At 61.0% G+C, this 22,602-nt stretch carries 22 protein-coding genes; 9 read left to right on the forward strand and 13 right to left on the reverse strand.

The genetic code is table 11. The features are described 5' to 3' along the window. The first annotated feature begins 177 nt into the window (after nucleotides 1–177). Entirely contained in the window at nucleotides 178–3,117 is a 2,940-nt protein-coding gene (locus CHU94_RS06800) for a bifunctional diguanylate cyclase/phosphodiesterase (RefSeq protein WP_094478101.1), read from the forward strand. Nucleotides 3,118–3,132: 15 nt separating this feature from the next. Here CHU94_RS06800 and CHU94_RS06805 read toward each other — a convergent pair whose 3' ends face one another. Further along, nucleotides 3,133–3,915: a hypothetical protein gene (locus tag CHU94_RS06805; RefSeq protein WP_141211407.1), complete on the reverse strand. Its 783-nt coding sequence runs from the start codon at nucleotides 3,913–3,915 to the stop codon at nucleotides 3,133–3,135. Between the two features lie 174 nt (nucleotides 3,916–4,089). Between CHU94_RS06805 and CHU94_RS06810 the strand changes: the two genes are divergently transcribed. Further along, a complete protein-coding gene (locus tag CHU94_RS06810) occupies nucleotides 4,090–4,737 on the forward strand; it encodes a VTT domain-containing protein (protein ID WP_094478105.1) in 648 nt (215 codons plus the stop codon). A gap of 90 nt (nucleotides 4,738–4,827) precedes the next feature. Here the strand turns inward: CHU94_RS06810 and CHU94_RS06815 are convergent, their stop codons facing one another. Both CHU94_RS06815 and tsaE read right to left on the reverse strand, forming a co-directional pair. After that, a complete protein-coding gene (locus CHU94_RS06815) occupies nucleotides 4,828–6,201 on the reverse strand; it encodes an N-acetylmuramoyl-L-alanine amidase (RefSeq protein ID WP_094478107.1) in 1,374 nt (457 codons plus the stop codon). Next, on the reverse strand, nucleotides 6,198–6,677 hold the full coding sequence (gene tsaE / locus CHU94_RS06820) for a tRNA (adenosine(37)-N6)-threonylcarbamoyltransferase complex ATPase subunit type 1 TsaE (RefSeq protein ID WP_255033899.1): 480 nt from the start codon (nucleotides 6,675–6,677) through the stop codon (nucleotides 6,198–6,200). Before tsaE ends, CHU94_RS06815 begins: the two co-directional genes overlap by 4 nt. Before the next feature lie 54 nt (nucleotides 6,678–6,731). Here tsaE and queG point away from each other — a divergent pair, with 54 nt between their 5' ends. Beyond that, the gene (queG, locus tag CHU94_RS06825) at nucleotides 6,732–7,805 is read left to right on the forward strand and encodes a tRNA epoxyqueuosine(34) reductase QueG (RefSeq protein WP_094479272.1); all 1,074 of its coding nucleotides are present in this window, start codon (nucleotides 6,732–6,734) and stop codon (nucleotides 7,803–7,805) included. Nucleotides 7,806–7,812: 7 nt separating this feature from the next. Then, on the forward strand, nucleotides 7,813–8,613 hold the full coding sequence (locus tag CHU94_RS06830; RefSeq protein WP_094478111.1) for a hypothetical protein: 801 nt from the start codon (nucleotides 7,813–7,815) through the stop codon (nucleotides 8,611–8,613). On the opposite strand, the gene CHU94_RS06835 is transcribed toward CHU94_RS06830, so the two are convergent. Both CHU94_RS06835 and CHU94_RS19455 read right to left on the reverse strand, forming a co-directional pair. Then, nucleotides 8,606–9,619, reverse strand: coding sequence for an MBL fold metallo-hydrolase (locus tag CHU94_RS06835; RefSeq protein ID WP_094478113.1), 1,014 nt, complete (start codon nucleotides 9,617–9,619; stop codon nucleotides 8,606–8,608). The genes CHU94_RS06830 and CHU94_RS06835 overlap by 8 nt on opposite strands. Nucleotides 9,620–9,634: 15 nt before the next feature. After that, the gene (locus CHU94_RS19455; protein ID WP_255033873.1) at nucleotides 9,635–9,763 is read right to left on the reverse strand and encodes a hypothetical protein; all 129 of its coding nucleotides are present in this window, start codon (nucleotides 9,761–9,763) and stop codon (nucleotides 9,635–9,637) included. A 239-nt stretch (nucleotides 9,764–10,002) separates the two neighbouring features. On the opposite strand from CHU94_RS19455, the gene CHU94_RS06840 reads away from it, so the two are divergent. Further along, entirely contained in the window at nucleotides 10,003–11,013 is a 1,011-nt protein-coding gene (locus tag CHU94_RS06840; RefSeq protein WP_094478115.1) for a M14 family zinc carboxypeptidase, read from the forward strand. A gap of 10 nt (nucleotides 11,014–11,023) precedes the next feature. Here the strand turns inward: CHU94_RS06840 and CHU94_RS06845 are convergent, their stop codons facing one another. Beyond that, entirely contained in the window at nucleotides 11,024–11,935 is a 912-nt protein-coding gene (locus CHU94_RS06845) for an AEC family transporter (protein WP_094478117.1), read from the reverse strand. Nucleotides 11,936–12,048: 113 nt separating this feature from the next. Here CHU94_RS06845 and CHU94_RS06850 point away from each other — a divergent pair, with 113 nt between their 5' ends. Both CHU94_RS06850 and xerD read left to right on the forward strand, forming a co-directional pair. Continuing rightward, the gene (locus CHU94_RS06850) at nucleotides 12,049–13,011 is read left to right on the forward strand and encodes a tripartite tricarboxylate transporter substrate binding protein BugE (RefSeq protein WP_094478119.1); all 963 of its coding nucleotides are present in this window, start codon (nucleotides 12,049–12,051) and stop codon (nucleotides 13,009–13,011) included. Further along, on the forward strand, nucleotides 13,008–13,913 hold the full coding sequence (xerD, locus tag CHU94_RS06855) for a site-specific tyrosine recombinase XerD (RefSeq protein WP_094478121.1): 906 nt from the start codon (nucleotides 13,008–13,010) through the stop codon (nucleotides 13,911–13,913). The genes CHU94_RS06850 and xerD overlap by 4 nt, the downstream gene beginning before the upstream one ends. 92 nt (nucleotides 13,914–14,005) lie before the next feature. Here the strand turns inward: xerD and CHU94_RS06860 are convergent, their stop codons facing one another. Further along, complete coding sequence (locus CHU94_RS06860) at nucleotides 14,006–15,256, reverse strand: EAL and HDOD domain-containing protein (RefSeq protein WP_094478123.1); 1,251 nt, start codon at nucleotides 15,254–15,256, stop codon at nucleotides 14,006–14,008. Between the two features lie 24 nt (nucleotides 15,257–15,280). Next, nucleotides 15,281–16,090 (reverse strand): ferritin-like domain-containing protein, encoded by an 810-nt coding sequence (locus tag CHU94_RS06865; RefSeq protein WP_094478125.1) that lies wholly within the window; start codon nucleotides 16,088–16,090, stop codon nucleotides 15,281–15,283. A gap of 38 nt (nucleotides 16,091–16,128) precedes the next feature. Between CHU94_RS06865 and CHU94_RS06870 the strand changes: the two genes are divergently transcribed. Together CHU94_RS06870 and CHU94_RS06875 are read left to right on the forward strand one after the other, a co-directional pair. Next, nucleotides 16,129–16,653, forward strand: coding sequence for a gamma carbonic anhydrase family protein (locus tag CHU94_RS06870; RefSeq protein WP_094478127.1), 525 nt, complete (start codon nucleotides 16,129–16,131; stop codon nucleotides 16,651–16,653). 39 nt (nucleotides 16,654–16,692) lie between these two features. Beyond that, nucleotides 16,693–17,682: an Hsp33 family molecular chaperone HslO gene (locus CHU94_RS06875; RefSeq protein WP_094478129.1), complete on the forward strand. Its 990-nt coding sequence runs from the start codon at nucleotides 16,693–16,695 to the stop codon at nucleotides 17,680–17,682. Here CHU94_RS06875 and CHU94_RS19680 read toward each other — a convergent pair. The 5 genes from CHU94_RS19680 to CHU94_RS06900 all read right to left on the reverse strand — a co-directional run bounded on the left by CHU94_RS19680 (nucleotide 17,668) and on the right by CHU94_RS06900 (nucleotide 22,575). Further along, the gene (locus CHU94_RS19680) at nucleotides 17,668–18,312 is read right to left on the reverse strand and encodes an AAA family ATPase (RefSeq protein ID WP_094478131.1); all 645 of its coding nucleotides are present in this window, start codon (nucleotides 18,310–18,312) and stop codon (nucleotides 17,668–17,670) included. The two genes, CHU94_RS06875 and CHU94_RS19680, sit on opposite strands and share 15 nt — an antisense overlap. 9 nt (nucleotides 18,313–18,321) lie before the next feature. Beyond that, nucleotides 18,322–18,597: a septum formation initiator family protein gene (locus tag CHU94_RS06885; protein WP_094478133.1), complete on the reverse strand. Its 276-nt coding sequence runs from the start codon at nucleotides 18,595–18,597 to the stop codon at nucleotides 18,322–18,324. Between the two features lie 113 nt (nucleotides 18,598–18,710). Further along, on the reverse strand, nucleotides 18,711–19,994 hold the full coding sequence (eno, locus tag CHU94_RS06890; protein ID WP_094478135.1) for a phosphopyruvate hydratase: 1,284 nt from the start codon (nucleotides 19,992–19,994) through the stop codon (nucleotides 18,711–18,713). A gap of 59 nt (nucleotides 19,995–20,053) precedes the next feature. Beyond that, complete coding sequence (kdsA, locus tag CHU94_RS06895; RefSeq protein ID WP_094478137.1) at nucleotides 20,054–20,908, reverse strand: 3-deoxy-8-phosphooctulonate synthase; 855 nt, start codon at nucleotides 20,906–20,908, stop codon at nucleotides 20,054–20,056. Continuing rightward, a complete protein-coding gene (locus CHU94_RS06900) occupies nucleotides 20,908–22,575 on the reverse strand; it encodes a CTP synthase (protein WP_094478139.1) in 1,668 nt (555 codons plus the stop codon). Before CHU94_RS06900 ends, kdsA begins: the two co-directional genes overlap by 1 nt. Nucleotides 22,576–22,602 lie beyond the last annotated feature (27 nt).

The raw sequence follows: 22,602 nt of genomic DNA on the forward strand, positions 1-22,602 counted from the left end.
TTTAGGGGGCGGGGCGATGGTGCGCGGGCGTGTGGACTGTTGGCCATTCCCATTTGTAACGTCACCAGTTTGCGCTACTTCTCATGGCATAGTAGGAGAGGCGCGCGGAGTGCCGCACATTGATCAACCCTTGCGGGCCTGAGCCCGAAAGCAGATAGCTTCCAAGAAACAAAAGGTATGGCTGTAAAAGTCGTTGGATGGTTGTTGGACCGATTGACCACCTGGGTGTTTCCGGCCGTGCTGGTGGTGCTGGCCGGGTTCACATTGATCTGGCAACTGGGCCACGCGGATCCGGCGCGGGGTGTGACCTTGCCATTGCACGTATGGGAAGAGTCGGAGCCGGTCGACCTGGCGGCCCTGTCGCCCTTGGCACAGCGCCTGGCGGCCTTGCCCGCACAGGACTCTGCCGAGACCCGGCTGTCGGTGCGGCCCTTCTGGTTTCTGTTGCGGGTGCCTGAGGCGGCTGCCCAGCAGTCCCAGGAGATTGACTTCCCGTCACGCCATGCGGCCAACTTGGCGTGCTGGAGTGCCCAGACCGGACAGTTGTTGGGCGAGGCCAATCGCCAGGGTAGCTCCGGTGCCCTGCGACGTAGCCGGGCAGGCTTCTCATTGCCCCTGTTGCCCGCAGCGGAAGGCACTGACTTGCTGTGCCGCGCCGCGTACCGCGGGCCCGCAAAAATTGCTGCAGAGCTGTGGCAGCCCCGCACTCTGGCGCAAGCCCAGCTGGCGCATCAAAAAGCCGGGGTGATGTTGGAAGCCGGGATCGGCGTGCTAGCCATCTTCATGCTGCTGACCGCCATGGTGAACCGCAGCGCGCTTTACTGGACGTTCACTGGTTGGCTGCTGCTGAATATGCGCATGGCTGCTTTGTCCGCCGGGACCGATCTCGAATTGCTGGGCTATCCGGTCGCACCCGCCTGGATGATTCTGAGCCGGCAGTGGACTTTGTGCATGTATTACGCCATGACGATTGGGCTGTTCAGCGCGCTGTTCAAGAGTGAACTTGAAGAGGTCAAGGCGGGCTGGCCGTTGACAGTGCACCAGGTGAGCGCAGTGGCCATCATCGTCGCCTGCCCCTTTTTGACGTACGAGCAGACCTTGCCGATCTTGTGGGGGGCCACGTTCTCGGTCGTGGCGCTCATGCTGCTCTATCTCACCAAGATATTGCGCCATACCCATTCGCGTGTGGCGGGCTGGTATGCCGCGTCCATTGCAGTCACGCTGGTGGCCAGCATGAACGAGGTGGTGGCTGCGGCCACGGGACAGCGTTCCCTGATGGCGGGGCTCAACAGCGTGACGGCTGCAATTGCCTCGGCCTTGCTGGCCTCGGCGGCGGTGGCCGAGCACATGCGTTACCACCGCCTGCAAAACCAACGCGCCCAAAAGTTGCTGGAAGACGCCTACCAGGACTCACCGGTGGGCCTGTTCACCATCGGTTCGGGCCAGAGCATCATCAAGGCCAACCCTGCCTTCCATGCCATGCTGCGTCGCACCGCCCAGGCGGAGCCCATGGGCCTGTCCGATTTGTTTGATGCCGCGGTGGTGGCGCAGGTGCTGGCGCTGCACGGCGCACGGCACAGCACCTCGTTGGACCTGCAGACGCAGACCTTGCTGCCGCGCGCAGGGGTGCAGAGCTGGTTCGCCATCAAAGCGTCGACGGTGGACGGCAGCATCATCGAGTGCTCTTTGCAAGACATCACGGATCGCGTGCAGGCCACCCAGCGCCTGGAGTACATGGCCAGCCATGATCCCCTGACCGGCTGCCTGAACCTGCGCGGCCTTGCGTTGGAGGCCGAGAAGCCCGACTACCAGCCCAGCGCCTTGGCTTACTTCGATTTGGATCGCTTCAAGCTGATCAACGATCTGTACGGCCACACGGCTGGTGACAACGTACTCAAGCAGGTGGCTGAACGCATGGGCAGTGTGTTGCAGCGGCAGGACAAATTGGCGCGGATTGGCGGCGACGAGTTCGTGATCGTGTTCTCCCGTGCCAGCATGGAGGACAGCGAAGCCAGCTGTAACAGCATCGCCATGCTGATCGGTTCCACGCCATTCCAGATCGACAACCAGAGTTTTTCGCTGGACGTTTCCGGTGGGCTGGTGGGCATGGCCCAATTTGGGCAATCGCCGCTCAAGGATGTGGTGTCGGCCGCCGACACCCTGTGCCGCATGGCCAAGAAGCGCAGCACCCAGCGCCTGGTGGTGATGGAGTCGGGGGACCACTTCTTCCAGCAACACCAGGACGAGCTGGACCTGATCAATTGTTTGGAGCGTGGAGAGACGCCTCAAGGCCTGTTTTTGGTGATGCAGCCGGAGTTGTCGCTGAGCCGGCCGTTTGATTCGCTGAATTTTGAAATTCTGGTGCGTTTGCGCAAACCTGATGGCACGGTGGTGCCGGCCGGTACCATCATTGAAGCTGCCGAGGCGCACGGCAAGACAGCGATCATCGACCGCTGGGTCGTGACCACGGCCATTGATTGGCTGGAACGCAATGCCCAGAGCCTGGAGCGCACCCATTTTGTGGGCGTCAACCTCTCCGGGGGCTCGCTCAATGACGAGTTTTTTACTGCCGAGTTGTTTGCCCTGTTTGAGCAGCATCCGCAGGCCTTGTCCAAAATTTGCATCGAGATCACCGAAACCGTGGCCATCACTGATATGCGCAATATGCAGCGATTTATCGACCGTGTGCGCTCCATGGGGGCCAAGGTGGGGCTGGATGATTTCGGCGCCGGGTACTCTTCGTTTGGTTACCTCAAAGGTCTCTCGGTGGATGCCCTCAAGTTGGATGGCTCCCTGGTGCGGGATGCCGCGCGAAGCCAGTCGGGCATGGCCATCATCATGGCAATTGGCGGCTTGGTGAGCAGCCTGGGCATGAAGTCCGTGGGCGAGTTTGCCGAGGACCTGCTCACCATCCGCGCGTTGGTGGATGCGGGCATTGACTATGCCCAGGGCTATGGCATCAGCAAGCCGGTAGAGCCCGAGCGCATCTTGTCAGCCCGCAGTGGTGCGGACTTCATTGAAGATCCGGACATTCTGGCGTTTGTGCGCTTGCTGCAGACGCAGGCGGACGCCACCCTGTCTCTGTTTCCCGACAGCCAACATGGCCTGCTGCACTAGGGGCGTGTCTGTGGCTTAGCAGGCCATGGCGACGCGGGGCGCCTGCTGCAGTGTGGCGGGTGTGTGCATCGGCAGTGCATCCTCTTGGGTGTGCTGATCGGCGTTTGGTTCTGGGCAGTACCAAGTTTGGGGCAGTGGCTTGGCGCGACTCAGGTCGATATCCGGGTGCCGTGTGGCAAAGAAGAAATCATGCAGGTTATGCCGTGCGGCATGCCACAGCGGTTGTACAGCCTGGGGGGCCAGGTACATGACCCGGTGTGGCACGCCACCCGTGAAGGTCATCGGGTAGAAAACACCGGGGTCTCCCACATCGGAGAAGTACAGACTGTCGTAAATACGATCGACCGGTCGACGCCCCGTGGCCAACATCCAGTCCACGTTGTGCTCCAGGCAGTAGGTGTGCAAGGCCTTGAACAGGGCGCTGCGTACCAGGGATGAATTGGGGTTGCCCTTGATGCACAAGCGGGTTGTCTCGACCATGCGGCTGCCACGGAATCGTGTTGGCAGTTTGAGCGAGTGCTGCAGAGGAATGGCGTGGACCACATTGGCATGGGTACGCAGAGTGCCCAACACGGTTCCATCGAATTTGGAGGTGGCAATGAACACTTCGCAGCCAGTTTCGGTGTCGGCGGTTTCAGCTTCCCGCAACTTGCATCCCAGGTCGGGAAGGTGTTTGCCATAGGACGCAGCACGCAGTTGGATCACTCCCTCCATTTGGGCGGGTGAGGCAATCTCGACGCGAAATGGCAGGTGTTCGGTAGGCCCCTCCGAACTCAAAACCCTTGCTGCTGTAACCATGACAACTCCCTTCTATTGCGTTGGTGAAGAATCCAGTCTAGGGTTACTCCTAGGCGCGAATAGTGGAATTAAGGGGTGATTTGCCTGCCTTTTCACGTACCTGCTACCATGCACTTCGCTAGTGCATCCCGCACCGGATTGGGGGCAAATCAGCCATGGCGATAATCTGCCCCCATGGAACTCATTAGCCAGCTTTTCGACTTCATCCTGCACGTAGACCGCTACCTGGAGGTCTTTGTGCAGAACTACGGAACCTGGGTCTATGCCCTGCTGTTTCTCATTGTGTTTGTGGAGACTGGCGTGGTGGTCATGCCTTTTCTGCCCGGCGACTCTCTGCTATTCGTGGTTGGTGCCATGTGTGGGGTGGGGCTTATGAGTTTCCCCATCGCGGTGGGCGTGTTGCTGGTGGCTGCCATTCTGGGTGATCAGTGCAACTATTCCATAGGCCGTTATTTTGGGCCCAAGGTATTCCAGTGGGAGCAGTCGCGCTTTTTCAACAAGGCCGCCTTTGACAAGGCCCATAACTTCTACGAAACGTATGGCGGCTTCACCATCATCGCAGCGCGTTTCATGCCTTTTCTGCGCACCTTTGTGCCCTTTGTGGCTGGCGTGGCGCAGATGAACCGTGCCAAGTTCACGCTGTTCAATGTGGCGGGGGCGCTGCTGTGGGTGCTGGGCATTTGCACCGCTGGCTACTTCTTGGGCAGCTTCCCCTGGGTCAAGGCCAATCTGGACAAAATTATCTGGGCGATGATTCTGATACCAGGCCTGTTTGTGTTGTTTGGCGCCTGGAAAGCCCGCAGCGCCAGCACGGCAGCATAGAGGGCAGGGTTTCGCCGCCGGGCCGTCCCAAGGCGAAACGCGCCCCCTTGGGGGCAGCGACCCGCGCAGCGGCGGAGCGTGGGGGCCTTCTTAACTAGTCGTTCTATTTCTCGCCAGCGGCGGGTTCTTGGCGAAGTAGGCCAGGATGCCGCGCATCAGCGCGTCAGCCAGCTGGTTTTGGTAGACCTCGCTGTTGAGCTTGACCTCCTCGCTGGGGTTGCTGATGAAGGCGGCTTCCACCAGCACACTGGGAATATCCGGTGCCTTGAGCACGGCAAACGAGGCCTGCTCGACCTTTGGCTTGTGCAGCTTGCCCACGCGTTTGATCTCGCCGAGCAAGTTGCTGCCGAGTTTGAGGCTGTCGTTGATTTGGGCAGTGGTGCTCATGTCCAAGAGCGCACGCTGCACGGTCGCATCCTTGGCCTTCACGTTCAGGCCGCCAATCAGGTCGGCTTTGTTTTCCTTCGCCGCCATCCAGCGTGCCGCGCTGCTGGAAGCGCCGCCCTGGCTGAGCGCAAACACGCTGGCACCCTGCGGGTCCGGCGTGAAGAAGGCGTCGGCATGCAGGCTCACAAACAGATCCGCTTGGACACGGCGGGCCTTCTGCACCCGTGTGCCCAGTGGCACAAAGAAGTCTGCATCGCGCGTCAGGTAGGCGCGCATGGCGCTGCCGTTCACCGTGGCGTTGTTGATGCGCTCGCGCAGCAGGTGGGCGAGTTTGAGCACCACATCTTTTTCCTTGGTGCCACCCGGACCAATGGCGCCAGGATCCTCGCCGCCATGGCCGGGGTCCAGTGCGATGATGATCAGACGCTCCGTTGCAGTGCCAGACGCAGCTGTGTTCGCATTTTTAGTGCCAATTTGGCCACTAGCCCCCGTGGATTCTGCGCGAGCAGCTCCTGTTTTAGGAGCATTCTGGCTGGCCGCCATGGCAGGGCCAGAGGCCGGGCGTTGAGTGTGCTGGGCAATCAGCGCGTCCAGCGGGTCGGCTGGGGGTTTGGGGGGCGCATCCTTCAGACGGTCGGCAATCAGGCCCTCCAGCGGGTCCACCTCGTCCACCGGGTACAGGTCAAACACCAGCCGGTGCTGGTAGGCGGCCACCGGGGCCAGCGAGAACACCTGCGGGCGTATAGGGTGCTTGAGGTCTACCACCAGACGCACCACCGTAGGCGTGAACTGGCCCACGCGGATACCGGCAATGTTGGGGTCGTCGGCCTTGACCTTGGCCACCAGCTCCTTGAGCGCAGGGTTGAGCGTGATGCCCTCAATGTCCACCGCCAGGCGGGGCGGGCTGGGTACAAAGGTTTGTTTGGCGCTCAGGGCCGCGTCGGATTCAATGGTGACGCGGGAATATTCGGGTGCGGGCCACACACGCACGGTCATGATGGTGGCGCCACGTGCCAGGTGCGCAGTACCAAGCGTGAGCACCACGCTGCCAGCCTGTAGCAGGGCGCGGCGCTTCATGCGGAAACCCCCGGCAGGCCTTGCAACAAAGCCTGGCCCGCTGCCGTGTGGGCCTGCAGCGTGACGCTGCGACTGCTGTCGTCCTGCGTGCGGATGTGCAGGTCTACGTCAGCTACCGGCAGCACGCCCGCAGCCTTCTCGGGCCATTCCGCCAGCTTCAGGCCGGGGCTGGCAAAGATGTCGCGAAAGCCGGCTTCCTCCCACTCGCGCGGATCGTTGAAGCGGTAGAAGTCAAAGTGCCAGATGTTGAGCGTGTCCAATTCGTAGGGCTCCACCACGGCGTAGGTGGGGCTTTTGATGCGGCCCGTCACGCCCAGGGCCTGCAACAGATGGCGCACCAGCGTGGTTTTGCCGGCGCCCAGGTCACCATGCAGGGCCACAAATGTATTGGCCAGCGCGGGCTGTGCAGCCCAGTGTCGGGCAAAGGCTTGGGTGGCGGCTTCGTCGGGCCAGACCAGGGTGGCGCTTTCTACAATGGGAGGGTGACGATCAACAGCGTGCAAGACAAGGCTCAATTCAGTGGCGACCAGCTGGTGGAACAGGTGCGGGCCTGGGCCCGGGAACTTGGATTCTCCCAAATTGGCGTGGCCGGTGTGGATTTGTCCTCCGCCGAGGCCGGTTTATTGGCCTGGTTGTCGCACGGTTTCCACGGTGAGATGGGCTACATGGCCCAGCACGGCCTCAAACGCGCCCGCCCGGCCGAGCTGGTGCCGGGCACTGTGAGCGTGATCACAGCACGCATGGACTACCTTCCGCAGGCCACCGAAGCCGGTTGGCAAGACACGGAGCTGGCACGCCTGCAGCGCCCTGGCGAGGGCATTGTGTCGCTCTACGCGCGGGGGCGGGACTACCACAAGGTGCTGCGCAATCGCCTGCAAAAGCTGGCGGACCGGCTGTCCGAACACATGGGGCCGCTGGGTTACCGCGTGTTCACCGACTCGGCTCCGGTGCTGGAAGCCGAGCTGGCCTCGCGCAGCGGCCAGGGCTGGCGCGGCAAACACACGCTGCTGCTGAACCGTGAAGCCGGCTCCATGTTCTTCCTCGGTGAGATTTATGTGGACGTGGCCTTGCCTGCCAGCGCACCGCTGGAGGCGCACTGCGGCAGCTGCAGCGCCTGCATCAGCGCCTGCCCCACACAGGCCATCATCGCGCCGCACCGGTTGGATGCACGGCGCTGCATCTCCTATCTGACCATTGAGCATGCAGGGCCCATTCCGCTGGAGATGCGCCCGCTATTGGGCAACCGCATCTACGGCTGCGACGACTGCCAGCTGGTATGTCCCTGGAACAAGTTTGCCCAGCGCAGCAGCCTGCCTGACTTCGATGCCCGCGAGGGCCTGGCCGGTGAGCAACTGGCCACACTGCTGGACTGGACCGAAGACACCTTCCTGAAGCACACCGAAGGCAGCCCGATCCGCCGCATCGGCCATGCGCGCTGGCTGCGCAATGTGGCGGTGGCCTTGGGCAATGCCCTGCACGGCAACGGCCTGAGCGCGGCGCAGCGCGCCACCATGGTCCAGTCCTTGCAACGCCGCGCAAGCCACCCTGATCCCTTGGTGCAGGAACACGTGCAGTGGGCCCTGCAATCTGATTCTTCCGAGTGAACCGACCATGACGCCTTACGACCTGCTTGTGATTGACCCGCAAAACGATTTTCTGGACATCGCGGGCGCAGCCCTGCCGGTGCCCGGTGCGAATGCCGACATGGACCGGCTGGCCGCCTGGCTGACCACGCATGCCGCGCAGGTGCAGAGTCTTACCGTCACGCTGGATTCCCATGCCAGTGTGGGTGTGGAGCGCACCAGCTTTTGGTTGCAGGCCGATGGCAGTGCAGTGGCACCGTTCACGCTGATTCGCGCGGCCGATGTGCAGGCCGGCAGCTTTCGCCCGCGCCATGCGGACAAAACCGCCGAGGTGCTGGCCTACCTGCAGGCGCTGGAGGCCACGGGCCAGCGCCAGCTCATCGTCTGGCCGGTGCACTGCGTGCTGGGGACTTGGGGGCACAACATCCACAGCGGGCTGAGCGACGCCATTGCGCACTGGGAGCAGAGTACGGGGCGGACCTGTCACAAGGTGCTCAAGGGCCAGAATCCCATGACCGAGCAGTACAGCGCTTTCAAGGCCGAGGTGCCTCGGACGGATGATGAAAAAACCTTGCTCAACAAGCCGCTGATGCGCTCCCTTTCTGCGCAAGGCGCTACGCTTTTAATAGCGGGTGAGGCCTTGAGTCACTGTGTGGCGGCTTCGGTGGGAGACTTGATGGCAGAGCTGCCACGGGCCCGCTTGCAGGAGACGGTGCTGCTGACCGACTGCATGAGCCCGGTGGCCGGCTTTGAAGCCATGGGCCAGGAATTTCTGGCGCAGGCCAGTGCGGCTGGTTTGCGCACCGCCGCGCTGAATTCGCTTATTTGACGGCCGGCGGCAGGCCAGCGAACACATCCATGGGCTGCCACTCCAGCGGCAGGCGGATGTCCACGCCGTCCTGGGCGGCCCGCTGCTGCAGGAACTGCATGGAGGCCTCGAAGTCGTCCAATGGTTTGGGCATGGGTTGCATGGGCAGGGTGGACGGAATCCAGAAGTCGTCCCAGTGGATGGGTATCACACGCCGCGCACCCACGGTGGTTACGGTCTCCCGCCAGTAGGCAGCTTTGTGTTCGGCGCTGCGCGGGCCCATAGCGCCAATGCCGAGCAAGATGACATCGGCCTTCACGCCCTTCAGCGCGCCCGGCACAAAACCGGCCGTGCCGGTGATCAGCAGGCTGCGCCCGTCGTGGGTGATGTGGGCCACATAGCTCTGGCCTTCTTTGTACTCGGTGGCGCGCACGGGTGGCTTCAGTGGCGCGGTGATCTCGCCGCCGGTAAAGCCCGTGGGCGTGTGCACCGCCGGGTACAGCGTGACGGTGAAGCGGCCGAAGGTGTAGGGCTTGCGCAGCTCGGCGGTACGAATCTGCGCCTCGGGCAGGCCCCAGCCGCGGCCCACCATGGCGGTGGAGCTGGAGCCCAGCAGCAGGGCACCGGTACGGCGCGCTACTTCAGGTGCGTCCATGGCGTGGTCGTAGTGGGAGTGCAGGGGAATCACGGCGGCCAGCTTGCCGGTGCGTGCGGGAATACCCGCGCGCTCCAGGCCCGCCGCAATCCCTGCCACATCGGGTTCCACCTGGCGCACAAAGGTGGTGAGTTTGTCGGGGCGGGAGAAAAAGCCATCGGTCAGCAGCGCGGTTTCGCCGTCGTCCAGCAGCACCGTGGCCACACCTAAAAAACTCACGCGCAGTGGCGTCTGTGCGGATGTGGGGGCCTGCCAGCGCAGGGCGGTCAAGCCCTCCAGGCCGGGCGGATGGCCTAGCAGCCACGCCAAACCGGCGGCACCTGCCACCAACACCAAGAGAACGACCGCAGCCAGGCGCTTGAAGAATTTCATGCGCGCAGTGTAGGGTCAGCGGCGGAGGCGGCTTCGTCGCGTGCGTTGCAGGGCCAGCAGCTCTCCCATGCCTTGCACCAGGGCCAGCGTCACGGCCAGCCAAGGCAGCAAGGGACTGCGGCGGGGGGCAGGGCGGTGGCGCATCAGACTTCGATCAGCGCCACTGGCTCCAGCCAGTTGTCTTCGAACAGTTCGTCGAGCAAACGTTGCAGTCCAAGCAGTTTGAGGATCATGGAAGGCTCCCGGCGGGTTGCAGATGCAGCCACTCTAGGTGGCGAATATGACGCTTTGATGGCACTGTGGTGGCCTAGCCTCAGCCCTCAGAAAGACGCTGCACAGGAATCCATGCGTGCCTATGCTTGCGCTTTCTTTGGAGCTTTGCCGTGTCTCTGCGCACTCTCGATGCCCTGACCGAACTGGAGCGGATCCTGCAGCTGGCCGGCAGCCGTGTGGAGGTGCGCGTGGTGCGTGAAGTGGATTGCCGTGGAACGACCTTGCCGGTGTACGCCATTGCCCTGGGCAACCCGGCCCCCCAGGTGCCCGCCATTGGTTTCTTTGGTGGCGTACACGGCCTGGAGCGTATCGGTGCAGAGGTGGTGATGGCCTATCTGCAAAGCATCGTCACGCGCCTGACCTGGGACCACACGCTGCACCGCCAGCTCGAATCGCTGCGCCTGGTATTCATGCCGCTGGTCAATCCCGGTGGCATGGCCTTGGGCACGCGTGCCAACCCGCGCGGTGTGGACCTGATGCGCAATGCGCCCGTCGATGCGCTGGAGCCAGTGCCTGCCCTGGTGGGCGGTCAGCGCCTGAGTGCGCGCCTTCCTTGGTACCGTGGGGTGGCGGGCGCGCCCATGGAGGAGGAAAACCAGGCCGTGTGTGAGGTGGTGGCGCAGGAGCTGCTGCCGCGCGCCTTCAGCATGTCGGTGGACTGCCATTCGGGCTTTGGGGTGCAGGACCGGCTGTGGTTTCCCTTTGCCCACACACGCCAGGCCTTGCACCACCTGGCCGAGATGTATGCTCTGCAGGCGATTTTTCGCCAGACCTACAACACCCACCCTTATGTGTTCGAGCCGCAAAGCCTGCAGTACCTGGCCCATGGCGACCTGTGGGACCACCTCTACCTGCAGTCGCGCGCGCAATCTGAAGCGGTGTTTTTGCCGCTCACGCTGGAGATGGGCTCTTGGCTGTGGATCAAGAAAAACCCGCGCCAGCTCTTCAGCCGCCACGGCATCTTCAACCCGCTGATTGGCCACCGGCAGGAGCGCGTGCTGCGCCGCCACCTGTGGATGCTGGACTTTTTAACCCGTGCGGCGTGCAGTGCGGAGTCGTGGGTGCCGCAGGACAATCAGCGCCATGCCTTGCACGCCGAGGCGCTGCAGCATTGGTATTAATTGGTCCGGCTTACAGGGCGCGCAGCACACCCAGTGCAAAGGGCAGGCTGGCCATGCCGAGCAGGGTGGACAGGGTGACCAAGCCTGCGACATAGGCGCCGTCGTAGCCCATGCGCGCTGCCAGCACGTAGCAGCTGGATGCGGTGGGCAGGGCCGAGAAAGCCAGCAGGATGGTGGTCTGGGTGGGGTTCAGTCCAATGAGGAAGGCTACACCCAGCGCAGCGATGGGCGTAAGCGCATGGCGAATCGCCAGCACGGCCACGGCCAACGCCTTGCCACGCGCCAGCGCACCCAGCTGCATGCCGGCGCCGGCCGCCATCAGCCCCAAGGCCAGCGATGCCGCACCCAGGCGGGTGACTGTGGGTTCCAGCCAGGCCGGGATGCTGAAGCCCATGAGATTGGCCACCAGCCCGGAGGCCGTGGCGATGATGAGCGGGTTGCGCAGCAACTCGCGTCCAAAACCCCGTTGTGCATGTTTGGCCATGGGCCAAACGGCGGCCACATTGAACAAGGGCACACACACACCGATCAATACCGCAATCAGCTGCAGACCTTGTGGACCGGCCAGCCGATCGGCAATGGCCAGGCCGATGAAGGAGTTGAAGCGAAATGCAATTTGGGCACTGGAGGCGTGGTCGCGCAGGTCCATGTATCGGCCTAAGCAGGGCAGGCGCGGCAGGGCATAGGCCATGGCAATGCCGATCAGTCCCGTGGCCCAGCCCGCGCCCATTAGGCTGGACGCTGCGCCCAAATCCAGAGGGCTTTTCACAATCGAGTGGAACAGCAGCACCGGGAACAAAAAGTAGTACACCAGCGACTCGACCTGCTCCCAGACCGGGCGGTTCAGGGCGGTGTAGCGGCAGACCAGGTAACCCAGCAGGATGAGGGAAAAATCGGGGAAGAGCAGTTGGGCGTAATTCACCCCGGAAGGATAGCAGCCATGGGCGGCGCGTTCGGGTTTCTACGGGGTAGGCATGTAAGCCTGTGTCGGCCGCCAAGCGGGTACCATCCCCGGCAATTCAACAGGAGATTGCCATGCACCGTAGAGTTTTGTTTGCCATGGGGTTGCTGGCCGCATCGAGTGCGGCGCTAGCCCAAGGTTATCCCAACAAAGTCATCAAGCTGCAGGTGCCTTTTGCGCCGGGTGGCACCACGGACATCATCGCGCGTGTCATTGCCGATCCATTGGGCAAAGTGCTGGGGCAGTCGGTGGTGGTGGAGAACAAGGCCGGTGGTGGCGGTGTGGTCGGCGCCAACGAAACCGCCAAGGCTGCGCCCGATGGGTATTCCTTGGGTATGGCCACGGTGTCTACGGTGGCCGCCAACCCGGCCATCAATCCCAAAAACCCGTACAACCCGCTCACGGACTTCACACCCATTGTCAACATTGCGGCTACGCCCAACGTGATTGCGGTGCACCCCAGTTTTCCGGCCAGAGACTACAAGAGTTTCATGGCCGAGCTGAAGAAGAGCCCAGGCAAATATTCTTATGCGTCCTCTGGCACTGGTGGCATTGGCCACATGCAGACCGAGCTGTTCAAGAATCTGGCAGGCGTGTTCATCACCCACATTCCTTACCGTGGCGCGGGCCCGGCCCTGAACGACACCGTGGGCGGCCAAGTACCGCTGATTTTCGACAACTTGCCGTCCGCTTTGCCCTTCATTCAGAGCAACCGCCTGGTGCCCATTGTGGTGGCCGCGCCCCAGCGTCTGGCACAGTTGCCCAATGTGCCTACCTTCAAGGAAGTGGGGCTGGAACCAGTGAATCGCATGGCCTTCTATGGCATTTACGGCCCTAAGGGACTGCCCAAAGAGGTGGTGGACAAAGTCAATGCGGCCGTGCGCAAAGTGTTGGAAGACCCGGCTGTGCGCAAGCGTATTGAAGAAACCGGTTCGTTGATCGAAGGCAACAGTCCTGATCAATTCACGGCCCAGATCAAGGCCGAATTCGAGGTGTACAAGAAGGTGGTGGAGTCCGCCAAACTGCGTCTGGAATGACTGCGGGCGGCGTAGACACAGCAACGATCGATACCTTTATCGATGCACTGTGGCTGGAAGAAGGGCTGTCTAACAACACCCTTCAGGCCTACCGCCGCGATCTCTCATTGTTCGCGCAGTGGTTGCAAACCACACCCTTGGTCGCTGCGCAAGAGCTGCACATCCAAGGCTACTTTGCTGCCCAGCATGCGCAGACCAAAGCCACCACAGCCAACCGGCGGTTGACGGTTTTCCGCCGTTATTTTCGCTGGGCCTTGCGCGAAGGCCTGGTCCAGCAGGATCCGACTCTCAAGCTTGATGCGGCCAAGCAAGCCCCACGCGTCCCCAAGACCCTGACTGAGGCGCAGGTGGAAGCCTTGCTGGCTGCGCCGGACACCAGCGAGGCGCTGGGTATCCGCGATCGCACCATGCTGGAGCTGATGTATGCGAGCGGCTTGCGTGTGAGTGAATTGGTAGAGTTGCGGGTGCTCAATGTAGGGCTGAACGAGGGCGTGCTGCGTGTGATGGGCAAGGGCTCCAAGGAGCGCCTGGTTCCTTTTGGCGAAGTAGCGGGTGCGTGGTTGCAGCGGTATCTGGGCCTGGCTCGGGGGGAGCTACTGGGGTCCAAACAAACCCAAGACCTGTTTGTCACTGTGCGTGGCAGCAAGGCTGGCTCTGCCATGACGCGGGTGATGTTTTGGGGGCTGGTGAAGCGGTATGCCTTGCAGGCAGGTATTCGTGCGCCTATTTCACCGCATACCTTGCGCCATGCCTTTGCCACCCATTTGCTCAACCATGGGGCCGATTTGCGATCCGTGCAAATGCTGTTGGGCCATGCCGACATTTCCACAACCACCATTTACACCCATGTGGCGCGGGAGCGCTTGGCCGCTTTGCACGCCCAGCACCACCCCAGGGGGTGATGTGTACCAGTCGCAACTCGCCGCCGGGCCGTCCCAAGACGAGTTAGCCCCCTTCGGGGACAGCGACCCGCGCAGCGGCGGGGCGTGGGGGCCTAATCCAGCAGGGTTTCAGCCCAGGCCAGGGCCTGCAGGTGTGCCCAGTTGACCTGATTGCTACTCAGGCCCAGGGCCAAAGAGGTGTTGGCAAAGGCTTCGTCATCTCCGGATTCACAGGCTTGCGCCAGGGCCAAATAGGGAGCCAAAGGGCCGGTGCCGTAGAGCAAAGCATCTGTGACGGTGTTCGGCAAACTCAAGGAAGCCAATGCGGCAGGCATAGGCAGGCCGAGCAGTGTGTCCAGAAGGGAAAAGATGCCAACTACAAAGGCGTTGTCGCTTTCGTCTGCGGGTAGTGTGTCAGCGGCCAGCAATTCCATGAGCCGTCCACGTACGACCGCTGTACTGCCCACGGCAGGCGGCACACCGCCAGCTTGTGAAGTGGTCAGTAGCAGGGCCGCCCACTTGAAGAGTTTCTTGAGGCCCAACAACATCACCGCATGCTTGAATGAGGTCACCTCCGTGCGCAGCCCAAAACTGGCAGAGTTGATAAAGCGCAGCAGGTTAAAGGACAGGGTCGGGTCCCGCTTGAGCACTTCCTCAATTTCATGTGTGCTGGCCTGTTGGCGCACTAGGTTGATGAGTTGCAGGATGGTTGCTTGCGCGGGGCGTATGGTCTGCCCGTTGATCAGCACGGGTTTGGCAAACCAGTAACCCTGAAACAGCTGTACACCCAACTCCAACAGCATGGTGTGTTGCAAAGCTGTCTCCACTTTCTCGGCAACCAGTTTGGCGCTGGATTTCGATTGCGCCAGCTTGACAAAAGAACTGACTGCAGCAGGTTTCAGCACCGATACATCAAACTTGATGAAAGAGGCGAGAGGCAGCCACGTTTCGTACGACCGAGTGAGCACCGAGTAGTCAAACGCCAGTCGGAAGCCTCGCGCGTGCATGGCTTGCAGTGTCGGAAGCCGGGTCTGAATCTGGTCGAGCTGCGCAATCGGCAAGGGCGGGATCTCCAGCACGATGTGGTCGGGCGCGACGAGTTCCAGATGACCACCGGCCAGGCTGTCATGGGTGCAGTTGATGAACAAGGTCTTCTTCTGCATCAGTGCTTCGTTGTCGGCCATTGACAAGAGATTGAAGAGCAACTGTGCATCACTGGATGCGGTGTGAAGTTCAGCCGAGACAGAGCGGTCAAACAGTTCGTAGCCAAAGACGCTGCGTTCACCGTCAAGAATCGCTTGGCGGGCAATCGCAACCGAGGGACCTTCGGATGACGTCGTGGTGTTGGGGGCGGTGTCAGGCATGGTGGTCTGGGTATTCAGGGCATTCTAGACCTGCGGAGATCCACTGGCCTGCAAGGCCTGCAGCTCGGCCTCCGTGAAGCCAGCGCGTTTGCGGGCCAACAAATTAAAGGGCGGTTTGGGCCTGGGGGCGGCATGGCGTACCGCCGCTTGGGCATAAAAAGACGCGGGCTCCAGCCCCTCACGTTGACACAACCAATGAAACCACTGGTTGCCAACGGCGACATGCCCTACTTCTTCGCGCAGTATGGTGTCCAGAATCTCGCAAGCTTCCAGGGCTTGGGAAGTGCCGACCTTGCGTAGCTTGGCTTGTATCAGCGGGGTGGCATCCAGACCTCGCGCTTCCAGGGTGCGGGGTACCAGTGCCATGCGAGCGACTACATCGTGGCGGGTGTTATCGCACATGGTCCAAAGCCCGTCATGGGCTGGAAAGCTTCCGTACGTGTAGCCCTGGCGTTGCATATGTGATTGCAGAGACTGAAAATGTTGCGACTCCTCCAGCGCCACCTGCACCCAGTCGCGGTAGTAGGCTTCAGGCATGTTGTGGAAGCGCCAGACAGCATCCAGCGCGAGGTTGATCGCATTGAATTCGATGTGGGCGATGGAGTGCATCAGCGCAGCGTGGCCCTCCGCTGTAAAAGGCGAGCGCCTGGGCACATTTTTGGGGTCAATGAGCAACGGCAAATCGGGGCGCCCCGGCCGCTCGGGCCATGCCAAATGCTGCTGGCAGTCCACGCGCAGTGTGTTTTGCCTTGTGCCCAGTTGCTGTACTGCTGCAACCTTTTCGGTGGGGTCACAGATGCTAAAGGCTTGCAGCGCGCAATGTCGAAGTTCCATCTCTACAATTCTAGTTTTGAGCAGTCTGGAGAGAGACCATGGCTATTTATGAACTTGACCAGATTGCGCCGCGCGTCGCTGCATCGGCCTGGGTGGCAGACAGTGCCCAGGTAATGGGCAATGTGGAGTTGGCTGAGGACGCCAGCGTCTGGTTTGGTGCAGTGGTGCGCGGTGATACCGAGACCATTCGCATTGGCAAGGGCTCCAATATCCAGGATGCCAGCGTCCTGCATGCGGATATTGGCAAGCCGCTGACGATAGGCGAGAACGTGACTGTGGGACACCAAGTGATGTTGCATGGCTGCACTATTGGGGACGGATCGCTGATTGGAATCGGCGCCATCGTGCTCAACGGTGCCAAGATCGGAAAAGGTTGCATTGTGGGCGCTGGATCGCTGGTCACCGAAGGTAAGGAGTTCCCGGATGGCTCCATGATCCTGGGTAGCCCGGCGAAGGTTGTTCGTGCGTTGTCTGCAGAGCACCAAGCCGGTTTGCGCCTGAGTGCGATGCATTACATCGACAATGCGCGCCGCTTCAAAAACGGACTGAAGAAAATAGCTTAACCGCTGGCCCTAGGTGGGCTGGCTTGAAGGGAGAGGTGCATGTCTGAGTTGCACAAGTTTTTGTTTGATGGCTTGCCCGTGCGTGGCGCAGTGGTGCGCTTGACCGACGCTTGGGTCGAAATTCTGCGCCGACGCGCCTCCAACACCATCACTGGCGCCTATCCAGAACCCGTAAGAAACATGCTCGGAGAGATGAGCGCTGCGGCGGTGCTGATGCAGGCCAACATCAAATTCGATGGTGCCTTGGTGCTGCAGATATTTGGTGATGGGCCGGTGCAGGTCGCGGTGGTAGAAGTGCAGTCGGATTTAACGCTGCGCGCCACCGCTACGGTTGCTGGTGAGGTGCCTCAGGGTTTGCCCCTGAGTCAGATGGTCAATGTCCACAACCAAGGTCGTTGTGCCATCACGCTCGATCCCAAGACCAAGTTCCCGGGGCAGCAGCCCTACCAGGGGGTTGTGCCGCTGTTTGATGACCACGGACAGCCGATTGAAAAGCTCAGTGCTGTTTTGGAACACTACATGCTGCAGAGTGAGCAGCTGGATACGACGCTCGTGCTCGCGGCCGATGACAAGGTGGCTGCGGGCTTGTTGATCCAGCGCCTGCCCATGCAGGGGGAAAATAATTTGTCGGGCAGCTTGGTTACCAAGGAGAACGAGGATGCGATTGGCCTGAACGAGCATTACAACCGCATCGCTACTCTGGCGGCCAGTCTCAAGCGCGAGGAGTTGTTAACCCTGGATGTGGACACAATTCTTCGCCGCCTGTTTTGGGAGGAGCAGGTCACCCGCTTCGAGCCATTGGCGGGAGAGACAGCTCCCCGGTTTGTTTGCAGTTGCAGTCGCGAACGTGTCGGCCGAATGATTGTCAGCTTGGGGCGTGAAGAGGTGGAGAGCATCCTGTCAGAGCGCGACGATATCGAAGTGTCCTGCGATTTCTGCGGCGCGCAGCAGCGCTTTGATCCGGTAGATGCAGCCCAGCTATTTACCGATCCCGTGCAGCGCCTGGACGGAGGCTCAGACGCGCACTGAGGCCCCTTGGGTGAGTCGGCTGAAGAGCCTGTGTTCACACTCTGCATCTGAGCATGTGTCGCACACCCAAGCCCATGCCGCCGACGATGTGGCTGGAAGCTGTGCGCGTTGTGAGGCATCTGCGTGGTCAATCGCTTGCAGGGCCGCCTGTAAACGCCGGGGACCAAGCCCGTATACCGTTGCAAATGGAATCTGGTGTGTAAGCAGTACGTCGCGCAGTCGCTGATCTATGCGCTGTTGCATGGCTACTCCATCACGCTGAATGCCATCTGCTACCCAAGGCAGGTCTCGGCACGCAAGCAGTGTGAGGTCGAGTCTGCGCTGAAATGCTACCGCCGTATCGTACAGACTGCTGTCGTGAAACAACACATCGCTGTACACCGCAGTAACCAGAGGCGTGGTGTCTGCTACTACGCAATCCGCGTCGGCTTGTTCAATGTGCGCGGCTTGTGTGTCCGAGACATGCTGCTGTTCGTGGGCCTGCGGCGGACGACCATGCAGTGCACTCCATGTGCGCAAATACTCCGGGACGCATTCGATGGAAGCGAAGCGGGACCGCAGCGCTGTGTGCAGTGCTTGCGATAACGTAGATTTCCCGCTGCATTCTGCCCCCACGATACCGATCTTCATGGGGATGCGTCAGCGTGCAATTTGCACGTAAATCTCGTTGGCCTTGACCATGCCCAGCTCTGAACGGGCTTTTTCTTCCACCATTTCCAGACCTTCACGCAGGTCACTGATTTCAGCGGCCAAACGCTCATTGGCCAGTGTTGCTTGGATGTTGTGCTGTTTTTGAGTGTCTAGCTGGACTGATAGCTTGGACACATTCGGCACACTGCCCCGGCCAAACCAGAGTTGCCCGTGCAAGATCACCAGCAAGGCAATCAATGCAGCGGGAACAAGGCGATTGGCCATGGCAGTGGTTCAGTGAAAAGCGGTTGTTTCTACAGCCACGCTACACCACGCCGCAATGCGACCCCTGCGTAGAGGTGCAAGCGACGGGCAGTGCGTGAGCGTGTGAGTCACCATTACTTCAGGTTGTAGAACGCAGCGCGACCGGGGTATACCGCGACATCACCCAAGTCCTCTTCGATGCGCAGCAACTGGTTGTACTTGGCCATGCGGTCGGAGCGGCTCAAGGAACCGGTCTTGATTTGTCCAGCGTTGGTGCCTACTGCGATGTCGGAGATGGTGGAGTCTTCGGTTTCGCCCGAGCGGTGGCTGATCACGGCGGTGTAGCCCGCACGCTTGGCCATTTCAATCGCTGCGAAAGTTTCGGACAAGGTGCCGATCTGGTTGATCTTGATCAGGATCGAGTTGGCGATACCCTTGTCGATGCCCTCTTTCAGGATCTTGGTGTTGGTCACGAACAAGTCGTCGCCTACGATCTGCACTTTGGCGCCCAGACGGTCAGTCAAAACCTTCCAGCCATCCCAGTCGCCTTCGGCCATGCCGTCTTCGATGCTGATGATGGGGTATTTGTCGACCCAGGCGGCCAACATGTCGGTCCACTCCTGGGCAGTCAGGCTCAGGCATTCGCCTTCGAGCTCATACTTGCCATTCTTGTAGAACTCGGAAGCGGCGCAGTCCAGGCCCAGGGCGATCTGTTCGCCGGCCACATAGCCTGCCTTGTCGATCGCTTGCAGAATCATTTGGATCGCTGCTTCGTGGTTGGCCACGTTGGGGGCAAAACCGCCCTCATCACCCACGGCTGTGCTGATGCCCTGGTCATGCAGGATCTTCTTCAGCGCGTGGAACACTTCGGCGCCCCAGCGCAGGGCTTCGCGGAAGCTGGGGGCTCCCACGGGGATGATCATCAGCTCTTGCAGGTCGAGGTTGTTGTTGGCGTGTTCACCGCCGTTCATGACGTTCATCATGGGCACGGGCATCTGCACGCTGCCCATGCCGCCAAAGTAGCGGTACAGGGGCAGGCCGGCTTCTTCGGCGGCTGCGCGCGCCACAGCCATGGAAACGGCCAGCATGGCGTTGGCGCCCAAGCGGCTCTTGTTGTCCGTGCCGTCCAAGTCAATCAGGGTCTTGTCCAGAAAGGACTGCTCGGAGGCATCCAAGCCCAGTACTGCTTCAGAAATTTCGGTGTTGATGTGCTCCACTGCTTTGAGCACGCCCTTGCCCAGGTAGCGCTTCTTGTCGCCGTCACGCAGCTCAATGGCTTCGCGGGATCCGGTGGATGCACCGGAGGGAACGGCCGCACGGCCCATGACGCCGGATTCCAGCAAGACATCGCATTCGACCGTGGGGTTGCCACGGGAATCCAGAATTTCGCGACCGACGATATCAACAATTGCGCTCATTGGTTTCTTTCAAGTTCAAAATCACACAGACAAAACGGCAGATGGAATCATGCCTGCCATCACTGGAAGTCGTTCTCCAGCAAGGCAGTTTTTTTGGTTACGAAATCCAGCGCCACCAAGGTTTCCAGCAACGCCTTCATATGTTTGAGCGGTACGGCATTGGGGCCATCCGACCAAGCTTCGGCAGGGCGCGGATGGGTTTCCATGAAGAGTCCGGCCACACCAGCGGCAACGCCAGCACGGGCCAGTACCGGAACCATCTCACGCGCGCCACCGCTGCTGCCACCCAGACCACCGGGTTTCTGTACCGAGTGGGTCACGTCGAACACCACCGGTGCACCCGACTTGCGCATCTCGGCCAGGCTGGTCATGTCTGCCACCAGATTGTTGTAGCCAAAGCTCACGCCACGCTCGCAGGCCAGGAAGCGGTCCGGCGAGAGCCCGACTTCTTCGGCGGCTGCGCGGGCTTTGTCGATTACGTTCTTCATGTCCCAGGGCGCAAGAAACTGGCCCTTCTTGATGTTCACCGGCTTGCCGCTCTGAGCGACAGCACGAATGAAGTCGGTTTGGCGGCACAGGAAGGCAGGTGTCTGCATCACATCCACCACACTGGCGACTTCGGCGACATGCGATTCGTCATGCACATCCGTCAAAATGGGCAAACGCAGTTGGCGGCGTACCTCTTCCAGTATTTTGAGGCCGGCTTCCAGCCCGACACCGCGCTTGCTGGTCCCAGAAGAGCGGTTGGCCTTGTCAAAAGAGCCTTTGTAGATCAGCGGGATGCCCAGAGGCTCGCAAGCCTCTTTGAGTTGGCCTGCGACGTCGATGGACATTTCCAGCCCCTCAATGGAGCAGGTGCCTGCAATCAGGAAGAAGCGATGCTCCAGCCCGACGTCAAATCCGCAGAGTTTCATCAAGCAACCGCCTTCAGGTTTTTGCCGCCGGACTGGTGGTCCACGGCCGCCTTGATGAAGGCATTGAACAAGGGGTGACCGTTCCAGGGTGTGGATTTGAATTCAGGGTGGAACTGGACCCCCACATACCAAGGGTGCACCGCTTGGGGCAATTCCACGATCTCGGTGAGTTGTTCGCGTTGGGTCAGCGCCGAGATCACTAAGCCAGCCTTGCGCAGTTGGTCCAGGTAGTTGACGTTGGCCTCATAGCGGTGGCGGTGGCGTTCGGTGACCACGTTGCCGTAGATCTTGTGGGCCAGGGTGTCCTTGGCCACATCCGAGCTCTGTGCACCCAGGCGCATGGTGCCGCCCAAGTCGGAGTTGGCATCCCGGGTCTTGATCGTGCCGTCTGCATCTTTCCACTCGGTGATCAGTGCGATCACGGGGTGCGGGCTGGCCGGTTCGAATTCGGTACTGTTGGCGTCAGCAAGGCCGGCCACATGACGCGCGAATTCGATGGTGGCGACTTGCATGCCCAGACAGATGCCTAAGTAAGGCACCTTGTTCTCGCGGGCGAAGCGGGCTGTGCTGATCTTGCCTTCGATGCCACGCTTGCCGAAGCCGCCGGGCACCAAAATGGCGTCGTATTTGGCGAGCTGATTGACGCTGGTGTTATCGATCGTTTCAGAGTCCACGTGCTCGATCTTGACGCGCACATGGTTCTTCATCCCAGCGTGGCGCAATGCTTCATTGACCGACTTGTAACTATCGGTCAGGTCCACATATTTGCCGACCATGGCAATGGTGACTTCGCCTTTGGGGTGTTCGGTCTCATAAACCAGCTCGTCCCAGCGCTTGAGGTTCGCCGGCGGTGTGTTCAGACGCAGCTTGTCGCAGATCAGCCCGTCCAGGCCCTGCTCGTGCAGCATGCGCGGCACCTTGTAGATAGTGTCCACGTCCCACATGGAGATCACGCCCCACTCGGGGACGTTGGAGAACAGCGAAATCTTGGCCCGCTCCTCGTCGGGGATCGGGCGGTCCGCGCGACAAAGCAGGGCGTCGGCCTGGATGCCGATCTCGCGTAACTGTTTGGCCGTGTGTTGGGTCGGCTTGGTTTTGAGTTCGCCGGCCGCGGCAATCCAGGGCAGGTAGCTCAGGTGTACAAAGGCGCTGTTGTTGGGGCCGAGTTTGAGGCTGAGCTGGCGCACGGCTTCCAGGAACGGCAGAGACTCGATGTCACCTACGGTGCCACCGATTTCGACGATGGCCACATCCACTTCATCGGGCTCACCAAAACGCGCACCGCGCTTCACAAATTCCTGGATCTCGTTGGTGACATGGGGAATGACCTGCACGGTCTTGCCCAAGTAGTCGCCACGGCGTTCCTTGTCGAGCACGCTCTTGTAGATTTGGCCCGTGGTGAAGTTGTTGGTCTTGCGCATGCGCGTTTCAATGAAACGCTCGTAGTGACCCAGGTCCAGGTCGGTTTCAGCGCCGTCGTCGGTGACAAACACCTCGCCATGCTGCAGGGGGGACATGGTGCCGGGATCTACGTTGAGGTAAGGATCCAGCTTGATGAGGGTGACTGTCAGGCCCCGCGATTCCAGAATCGCAGCTAAGGAGGCTGAGGCGATTCCCTTGCCAAGGGAAGACACCACACCGCCGGTGACGAAGACAAATTTGGTCATGTCAGGGGCGAACCTATGGGTTCGATG

Source organism: Rhodoferax sp. TH121 (assembly GCF_002251855.1).
Taxonomy (GTDB): Bacteria; Pseudomonadota; Gammaproteobacteria; order Burkholderiales; family Burkholderiaceae_C; genus Allorhodoferax.